Raw genomic sequence first — 8398 nt, forward strand, 5'->3', positions numbered from 1 at the left:
TGATCAGTATTTACTGTTGAGCCTACGTTTATGGAAATAATACTTGCAACTAAGTTTAGTAGTTAAAAACTTTACTGCACTCACAAAATAGAAACGAAGCAATCAATTAACAAGAATTTACATGTTTAATAAGTTTTCATTAAGACGAATCTAATAAATTTACTATCAAGTTATTAGATTCGAAACTTATGAAAGTAAAACTACTCAGTGTGCTAATTTTATTCACTTCTCAATTTAGCTTCTCACAAACAATTAAAGGGAAGGTTGTATTTAATAATTATGCAATTCCGTCTGTAGAAGTCATCAACGCTACAACAAAAACACTTACGGTCTCTGATAGTAATGGAGAGTTTTCGATCAATGCAAAAACCAGTGATATTCTTGTATTTGTTTCGAAAGAACATCAAGTAAAAAAAATTACAATTAGCCCTACGCTATTTACGAAAAATCAACTAGTTGTTGAGTTAATTCTAAAAGCCGAAGAGTTAAACGAAGTCCTTATTACAAATATACCTTCGATTAAATTAGGTACAGATTTGAAGTGGGAACAAAGTAAGCTCCAACAATATGCACTTGAAAAAAAAGCAAATACACCAAAAGTGCTCGGGGTGAATATGGGTGGTATAGACAATGGCATAAATTTTATGCAAATAGGCGGTTTACTTGCTAAACTCTTTCAAAAAGAAAAAGAACCAAAGAAAAAAATAGTTCCTACAATCTCTTTTAAGGATTTTGTCAAGAAAAATTGTAACGAAGATTATTTTATAAAAACGTTACAATTAAAACCAGATCAAATAGAACTGTTCCTTCAATTTTGTGAAGCAGATCCAAAATCAAAAATAGTTGTGGCAAACAACAACACTTTAAGCACAATGGATTTTTTGTTCATTAAAAATGAGGAGTTTAAAAAGCTAGCTGCTACAAAAAAATAATCACTATCTATTAAGTTGAACAAACTGATCACTGAAACTGATTACTGATTACTGATTACTGAATACTACCTATTAAGCCACCAAATACTGCCATTTAATACCATCGCAAAACTCACCCAAGCCAAATATGGTAAAAGTAAATAAGCTGCAATTTTATTAATTTTAGAAAATTGAAGATAGGTTTCATAGATTACCAACCATAGAATAATAATTTCTATCCCTGCTAACATAGGATTGTGCAAACCAAAGAACAAATACGACCACAAAGCATTAAGTGCGAGTTGAATTGCAAAAATAATCAAAGCTTTCTTTACCACTTCTTTATTGGAATCCATACGGTCCCAAACGAGTCCTGCCGCGACACCCATCATTACATACAACATGCTCCATACTGGTGCGAAAATCCAGTTTGGCGGATTAAAACTTGGTTTTATTAAGGTTGGATACCAATCTGTAATCGCAGACTGTGTTACAATTCCAGAAAAATAACCAATCACAAGACAGGTTACAACGACGCTAAGTATTTTGGTAATCTTATTCATTTTATTTTCTATTTCTTACAAAAATAGTTAAAACTATACAATGAAATAAAAAACAACCTTAAATTCTGTCAAAACATAAAAACGGAGTATCATTTATCATTCCGACAGAGCTGAAATCTACTTTAATTCAGCCGCTTATGCAGATCCCTCCTTCGTCGGATGACAAGATTATAAGATTTAGCATTACGACAGCACCTATTAAAAAAATAAATATGGAAGCTACAAACCAAAAAAGTATCTTTGCGTAAATTTTATATTTCATGTTGACAGCAAACGATTTTATTCCGAAAGTATATTCTCAAACTATAGAAAGTGGCAGTTTCCAGTGGAGCGCTCCCAGCAATATCGCCTTGGTGAAATACTGGGGAAAAAAGGACAATCAGATTCCGGCAAATCCATCGGTGAGTTTTACTTTAAATAATTGTAAAACGATTACTAAATTGGTTTTCGCCAAAAAAGAAAAGCAAGATATTTTTTCATTTGATTTACTTTTCGAAGGAAAGCCAAAAGAAGATTTCAAACCGAAAATCCTGAAATTTTTAGAGAGAATCGAAATCTATTTGCCATTTTTGAAAGAATATCATTTTACGATCGATACCGAAAATACTTTTCCGCATAGTTCTGGAATTGCATCATCCGCATCAGGAATGGCGGCTCTGGCAATGAACTTAATGAGTTTAGAAAAAGCCTTAAATCCTGAAATGACCGAAGCTTATTTTTACCAAAAAGCATCTTTACTGGCGCGTTTGGGTTCTGGAAGCGCTTGCCGTAGCGTAAAAGGACAAGTGGTAGTTTGGGGAAACCAAGCAAATATTGAAGGAAGCTCTGATTTATACGGAGTCGAATTTCCAAATGCCATACACGATAATTTCAACAATTTCCAGGACACGATTCTTTTAGTCGACAAAGGCGAAAAACAAGTTTCGAGTACTGTAGGTCATGACTTGATGCACGCGCATCCTTACGCTGAAAGACGTTTTGAGCAAGCACACGAAAATCTAGACAAACTAAATGCTATTTTTGAAAGCGGAAACTTAGACGAATTTATAAAAGTAGTCGAAAGTGAAGCCTTGACTTTACATGCAATGATGATGACTTCGATGCCTTATTTTATATTAATGAAGCCCAACACTTTGCAAATCATAAATGCGATTTGGAAATTCCGCTCTGCCACTAAAATTCCTGTTTGTTTTACTCTTGATGCCGGAGCAAATGTTCATGTTTTATATCCCGAAAACGTTAGCGAAAAAGTTTTGCAATTTATTAAGGACGAATTAGTTGGCTTTTGCCAAAATGGGCAGTACCTTTGTGACGAAATTGGAAGTGGAGCTATTAAGTTAGCTTAATAATTACTACATTTACGTACCAAATCTATTTTTAGGCATTAACCTAGCAATCAAATCAATGAAAGGACCTTTATTTTACTCAAAAATACTACTCTTTGGAGAATACGGAATTATTCGTGACTCTAAAGGGCTATCAATCCCTTATAGTTTTTATAACGGTGCATTGAAAAGAAATGAAGATCCATCACCAGAAGCGATTGCATCTAATGCAAGCTTAAAACGATTTGCTGATTATCTTGAGACTTTACAGCGTGAGCAACCGGAATTGGTTACTTTCGATTTAGCTGAATTAAAAAGTGACATCGAAACTGGAATGTATTTTGATTCCAGTATTCCACAAGGATATGGTGTAGGTAGCAGTGGTGCTCTGGTAGCAGCTATTTATGATAAATATGCTCAGGATAAAATTACTGTTCTTGAAAATTTAACTCGTGATAAATTATTACAGTTAAAAAACATATTCTCTCAAATGGAAAGCTTTTTTCACGGAAAAAGCTCAGGACTTGATCCTTTAAACAGCTATTTGAGTATTCCTATTTTAATTAATTCTAAAGATAACATTGAAGCTACTGGCATCCCGAATCAAACTTTGGACGGAAAAGGCGCTGTGTTTTTGTTAGATTCAGGAATTGTAGGAGAAACGGCTCCGATGGTAACCATATTCATGGAAAACCTAAAAGACAAAGGATTTCGCACGATGTTGAAAAATCAGTTTGTAAAATATACTGATGCTTGTGTAGAAAACTTCCTTGGTGGAGACATGAAGGCATTGTTTATGAATACTAAAAAACTATCAAGCGTAGTTTTGAATAATTTCAAGCCGATGATTCCAGAACAATTTCACGCTATATGGCAAAATGGAATTGACACTAATGATTACTACCTAAAATTATGTGGTTCTGGTGGTGGCGGCTATATCTTAGGTTTCACCGAAGATTTGGAGCGCGCAAAACTATCTTTGAAAGACTATAAATTAGAAGTAGTATACCAATTTTAATTAGCGCTAAAAAATAAATTAAAAGCTTAAAACTCTTCGTGGTTTTAAGCTTTCATCTTTTTAATAAAGTAAGATGTTAAGCAGAAGGCAAAAGCTTTTAATAATGAAGATCGTAAGTTTATTCTCTGTAGTAAGAGGATACAACATTCCAATTATTATTTTAGCGCAATATCTTTCCGCTATCTTTATTCTAGCTCCCGAAAAAAGAGCGCTTGAAATCCTACTTGATCTCAATTTATTCCTTCTTATCTTTGCTTCCTCATTGACTATTGCTTCTGGCTACATCATCAATAATTTTTATGACAGCCAAAAGGACCTGATCAATCGACCCAACAAATCCATGCTGGACCGACTTGTAAGTCAAAAAACAAAGCTCAACGTTTACTTTACATTGAATTTTATAGTCGCATTAACGGCATTAGTAATATCGTGGCGTGCTTTTCTATTCTTTTCAACGTACATATTCTTGATTTGGTTTTACTCCCATAAAATAAAAAAATATCCAGCAGTAGGAAACCTTACCGCAGCTTTATTAGCAGTCATTCCATTTTTTGCGATATTATTGCATTACTACAACAACCTTTCTTTTGAAGAAATCGAGAACTACAAAGGACATTTCGCCGTAATTTTCGCACATGCTAGTTTCCTTTCCCTACTATTACTTACTAGGGAAATGATCAAAGATTTAGAAAACATAAAGGGCGATCTAGCTAATGATTACAAGACAATTCCTATTGTCTATGGCGAATTAATTTCTAAAAAAATCATCACGGTACTGACTGCCCTAACCATATTTCCAGTGTATGTACTTATCGAAATTTATGATGTAGGCTATATGGACATATATTTTTATGTCTGTTTGATTATATTGATTTTCTTTATTCTTTACTTATGGAAGTCCACTAGCAAAGGGCAGTACTTGTTGCTTCATAACGTACTAAAATTCTTAATTGTCTCGGGTGTATTTTGCATCGTACTGATAAACCCTTCCGTTTTATGGAGCGGGAAGAAACTCCTACTGCTTATTTAAGCAACATTCATTCTGACAAAACCTGATTTTTCTATTTTGCTAGCCCCGATTGCAACGCCATCCTTTTTATCTTGAACTTGTTTCAGGATTCTGAAACAAGTTCAAGATAAAAAGATATAGTGGAAAGCGGGAATTAGCTCCTAGAAAACAAAACAAGAACTTCTTAATTAGATAGTTACCGTATTATAATTGGCAAATATCGATTAGCAATAATATAAATACTATCTTTGCACAAATTATGGAATATTATGAATAATAAGGAAGGCAATAATAAAAAAAGCGGTGCTAGACCAACGAGTTCTAGACCTAGCTCTAATAAGCCAAAACCTGCGATGCAAAAAAGGGCACAAGGGCCAAAAAAAGTAAAAATAAACACTAAAGTTGCAGAAGTAGTTTCTGACAAGGTTGAAAAAAAACCGAATCAGGCACCTAAAAGACCTAAAGTTAAAGACGAAATTCGTTTGAATAAATATATCGCCAATTCTGGTGCTTGCTCACGTCGTGATGCTGATATTTACATTCAATCTGGTAACGTAAAAGTAAATGGAATTCCTGTTATCGAAATGGGATACATGGTTAAACCAGGTGACGTAGTGAATTTTGACGGAGCAGTTTTAACTCCGGAGAAAAAAGTCTACATTTTATTAAACAAACCTAAAAACTTTACGACAGCTCTTGATGAAGGTCAAGAATTTCGTAATGTTTTAGAATTAGTAAAAGGGTCTACAACTGCAAAAATTGGAGCTGTAGGAAGAATGGATAAAAACACAACTGGTCTTTTATTGTTTACAAACGATACTGACATGTTGCGTAAATTCACTTTACCAAGTCAAAAATCATCTAAAATATACCACGTATCTTTAGATAAAAACTTAAAATTTGAAGATTTAGAAAAAATCAACAAAGGGTTAACTCTTGACGGACACCGTGTTTTTGTAGAAGACATAAGCTATATTGAAGGAGAAGCTAAAAGCGAAATTGGTTTGAAATTAAGATCATCAAATGTAAAAGTAGTTCGCTCTATTTTTGAACATTTTAGTTATGATGTTTTAAGAATTGACAGAGTATCGTTTGCAGGTTTGACTAAGAAAAACTTACCAAGAGGAAACTGGAGATTGCTTACAGATCAAGAAATCATCAACTTGAAGAACGTATAATTCTTCATTGAAATCATTACATTAAAATCCCTTTCGTGTCAAACGAAGGGGATTTTTTTAATTAAATAGAAAAAACAAATACCATGACGCCAGAAAAATTACAATCCATCGCTTTTAAATGGTTTGAGTCCTTTAACAATAAAGAATTAGAGAAGCTATTATCGCTTTACGACGACGACGCAGAGCATTTTAGTCCTAAACTAAAATTGCGTCATCCAGAAACAAATGGCCTTGTTAAAGGCAAGCAAGCGCTTAGAGAATGGTGGCAAGACGCATTCAATAGACTACCAAGTTTGAATTATAAGGTAACCTCCCTTACAGCAAACGGTGATCGTATTTTTATGGAATATACAAGAACAGTAGAAGGAGAAGAAGAAATGTTTATAGCAGAAGTACTCAACATAAGAGAGGATAAAATAGTTGCTTCCCGTGTTTATCACGGATAGAGAAAAAAACACTTAAAACTATATCATAGTAGAATAAGTAGGTCATTATGCTCAACCTGCAATTAAATCAATGCAGCCAAATTCTCAACTTCACTAGCGCTACTCTAATACCAATACAAACTCAAACTTCTATTGGTATTAAAATAGTTGTTAAAACATATAGCTACGCAATAACTAGCAACCTAGTCAAATAGCAAGACCTCGGATTCCAATCAAAATTCAAAAATCTAGCAACTATAAAGCTTCATTAATTTTGCTTAATAAAATATAATGGTTGCTGATAGTTAGCAATTTCAATTAGAACATTGTATATGTATTTACAGACCAATGCACCACCTTCGCTATTAATAAAATCAATATCATCTTCAGGCGTGTGATATTGTGGGTGCCCACCTGTATGAAAACCTACAGCTGAAATATTGCTTTTATAAAATGAAACGTGATCAGAACCTCCAACTTCACCCGCATGAATAATCGGATTTAATCCACTTCCCATTGCCAACCTCTTCATCAATTCCACACCACCAGGCAACGTTCCAGCACCTCCCATATACAATTGCTTTTCTACATTTAACCTACCTACCATATCCATGTTCAACATCACCTTCACCGCAATTTTATCAACTGGGAGATGATCTACAAAATATTTAGAACCCAATAACCCTTCTTCTTCACCACTAAACGCAATGAAAATGATGCTCCTTTTGGGTTTGTTTTTAGCTTTTGACAATTCTTCTAAAATTGACAGTACAGCAGAAACACCTGATGCATTATCATCTGCTCCATTATGAATTGCAACGGTATACTTTTTTTTACTTCCAGACTCTTTTCCTCCCCATCCCCAATGATCGTAATGAGCTCCTACAACTATAAATTCTTTTTTTAATACATCATCCGACCCTTCTATGTATCCAACAACATTTTGAGTAGTTACAGTATCAGATTTCATCTTATTTATACCTGGCTTAACATATAATTTAAAAGATTGATAATAATTTTTATCGAATTTATCCAAACCATATCTCTTAAAATATCTTTTAATATATCTGGCCGCTTTACTATTTTGCTTTGTTCCTGGAAATCGACCTTCCATCTTATCAGACGAAAGATATTTATCGTGTTTATAAAATGTTTTAGCATTAATGCTACTCTGTGCAATTAAATTTGCATTCAGAAATAATGCTATAACTGTAAAAACAATCAGATTAGTCTTTTGAAATAATGCCATGATATTAATTTTAAAGGATTTATAATTATAAAACTTAAACGCCGACAGTTTACTATGAGAATAAATACAAATGACAATTGCACAGCCATTCCTATCTTCGTTTTATTTAACGATTAAAAACTAAGCAACAAGTCAATAAGAACTGACTTGATTGTAAAAAAAAACTTCAATTAGCAATAGCTAATTGAAGTTTTTAGTACTCAGAGCGGGACTTGAACCCGCACGAACATTGCTGTTCACTGGATTTTAAGTCCAGCGTGTCTACCAATTTCACCATCCGAGCATGATGTGGTACCTCCAGGGATCGAACCAGGGACACATGGATTTTCAGTCCATTGCTCTACCATCTGAGCTAAGGTACCATAAACTTTCATTATAAATAAGAAAGTTTTAATAAAAAACCCTGTTGATTAGAACAGGGTTTTCAAAGAAAGGCGACGACATACTCTCCCACATAACTGCAGTACCATCTGCGCAGGCGGGCTTAACTACTCTGTTCGGGATGGGAAGAGGTGAGCCCCGCCGCAATAACCACCTTAAGAGGTTATAATTGCTTTGGGCAATTATTGTAATGTTGTTTATTGTTTTATAAACAGCAATCACATAATATCTTAACATACTGAGATAAAGAAAAATTGTATTGTTTATCCTGAATTTATTTCAGGAACTATTAAAAGACTCTGAAACAAGTTCAGAGTAAAGAAAGTTTCTCCCCCGGGT

8 protein-coding genes, 2 tRNA genes and 1 rRNA gene are annotated in these 8398 nt (G+C 33.9%); 6 read left to right on the forward strand and 5 right to left on the reverse strand.

From position 1 onward, the window contains the following. Positions 1-188: 188 nt before the first annotated feature. Positions 189-932 carry a peptidase associated/transthyretin-like domain-containing protein gene (locus E0F98_RS15670; RefSeq protein WP_132113163.1) on the forward strand — a complete coding sequence of 248 codons (744 nt, stop codon included), beginning with the start codon at positions 189-191 and terminating at the stop codon, positions 930-932. 65 nt (positions 933-997) lie between these two features. Here the strand turns inward: E0F98_RS15670 and E0F98_RS15675 are convergent, their stop codons facing one another. After that, the gene (locus E0F98_RS15675) at positions 998-1474 is read right to left on the reverse strand and encodes a TspO/MBR family protein (protein WP_132113166.1); all 477 of its coding nucleotides are present in this window, start codon (positions 1472-1474) and stop codon (positions 998-1000) included. A gap of 260 nt (positions 1475-1734) precedes the next feature. Here E0F98_RS15675 and E0F98_RS15680 point away from each other — a divergent pair, with 260 nt between their 5' ends. The 5 genes from E0F98_RS15680 to E0F98_RS15700 all read left to right on the forward strand — a co-directional run bounded on the left by E0F98_RS15680 (position 1735) and on the right by E0F98_RS15700 (position 6450). After that, positions 1735-2820, forward strand: coding sequence for a diphosphomevalonate/mevalonate 3,5-bisphosphate decarboxylase family protein (locus E0F98_RS15680; RefSeq protein ID WP_132113169.1), 1086 nt, complete (start codon positions 1735-1737; stop codon positions 2818-2820). Between the two features lie 58 nt (positions 2821-2878). Continuing rightward, positions 2879-3817, forward strand: a complete 939-nt coding sequence (locus tag E0F98_RS15685; protein WP_132113172.1) for a mevalonate kinase family protein — start codon at positions 2879-2881, stop codon at positions 3815-3817. A gap of 73 nt (positions 3818-3890) precedes the next feature. Further along, positions 3891-4847 carry a geranylgeranylglycerol-phosphate geranylgeranyltransferase gene (locus E0F98_RS15690; RefSeq protein ID WP_132113175.1) on the forward strand — a complete coding sequence of 319 codons (957 nt, stop codon included), beginning with the start codon at positions 3891-3893 and terminating at the stop codon, positions 4845-4847. A 248-nt stretch (positions 4848-5095) separates the two neighbouring features. Further along, entirely contained in the window at positions 5096-6004 is a 909-nt protein-coding gene (locus E0F98_RS15695; protein WP_101138384.1) for a pseudouridine synthase, read from the forward strand. 83 nt (positions 6005-6087) lie between these two features. Beyond that, positions 6088-6450, forward strand: a complete 363-nt coding sequence (locus E0F98_RS15700) for a nuclear transport factor 2 family protein (RefSeq protein ID WP_132113178.1) — start codon at positions 6088-6090, stop codon at positions 6448-6450. 247 nt (positions 6451-6697) lie between these two features. Here the strand turns inward: E0F98_RS15700 and E0F98_RS15705 are convergent, their stop codons facing one another. From E0F98_RS15705 to rrf, 4 genes are all read right to left on the reverse strand, one after another. Continuing rightward, complete coding sequence (locus tag E0F98_RS15705) at positions 6698-7678, reverse strand: M20/M25/M40 family metallo-hydrolase (RefSeq protein WP_132113181.1); 981 nt, start codon at positions 7676-7678, stop codon at positions 6698-6700. Between the two features lie 197 nt (positions 7679-7875). Next, positions 7876-7961, reverse strand: a tRNA-Leu gene (locus E0F98_RS15710). Positions 7962-7967: 6 nt separating this feature from the next. Next, a tRNA-Phe gene (locus E0F98_RS15715) sits at positions 7968-8040 on the reverse strand. 67 nt (positions 8041-8107) lie between these two features. After that, a 5S ribosomal RNA gene (rrf, locus tag E0F98_RS15720) occupies positions 8108-8217 on the reverse strand. Positions 8218-8398 lie beyond the last annotated feature (181 nt).

Origin of the sequence: Flavobacterium hiemivividum, assembly GCF_004349145.1 — a bacterium.
In the GTDB taxonomy this organism is placed as follows: domain Bacteria; phylum Bacteroidota; class Bacteroidia; order Flavobacteriales; family Flavobacteriaceae; genus Flavobacterium; species Flavobacterium hiemivividum.

Bases quoted from the DNA above. Each gene is read 5' to 3' on its own strand.
- E0F98_RS15670 (WP_132113163.1), top strand. From the start codon at position 189: ATGAAAGTAAAACTACTCAGTGTGCTAATTTTATTCACTTCTCAATTT.
- E0F98_RS15675 (WP_132113166.1), bottom strand. From the start codon at position 1,474: ATGAATAAGATTACCAAAATACTTAGCGTCGTTGTAACCTGTCTTGTG.
- E0F98_RS15680 (WP_132113169.1), top strand. From the start codon at position 1,735: ATGTTGACAGCAAACGATTTTATTCCGAAAGTATATTCTCAAACTATA.
- E0F98_RS15685 (WP_132113172.1), top strand. From the start codon at position 2,879: ATGAAAGGACCTTTATTTTACTCAAAAATACTACTCTTTGGAGAATAC.
- E0F98_RS15690 (WP_132113175.1), top strand. From the start codon at position 3,891: ATGTTAAGCAGAAGGCAAAAGCTTTTAATAATGAAGATCGTAAGTTTA.
- E0F98_RS15695 (WP_101138384.1), top strand. From the start codon at position 5,096: ATGAATAATAAGGAAGGCAATAATAAAAAAAGCGGTGCTAGACCAACG.
- E0F98_RS15700 (WP_132113178.1), top strand. From the start codon at position 6,088: ATGACGCCAGAAAAATTACAATCCATCGCTTTTAAATGGTTTGAGTCC.
- E0F98_RS15705 (WP_132113181.1), bottom strand. From the start codon at position 7,678: ATGGCATTATTTCAAAAGACTAATCTGATTGTTTTTACAGTTATAGCA.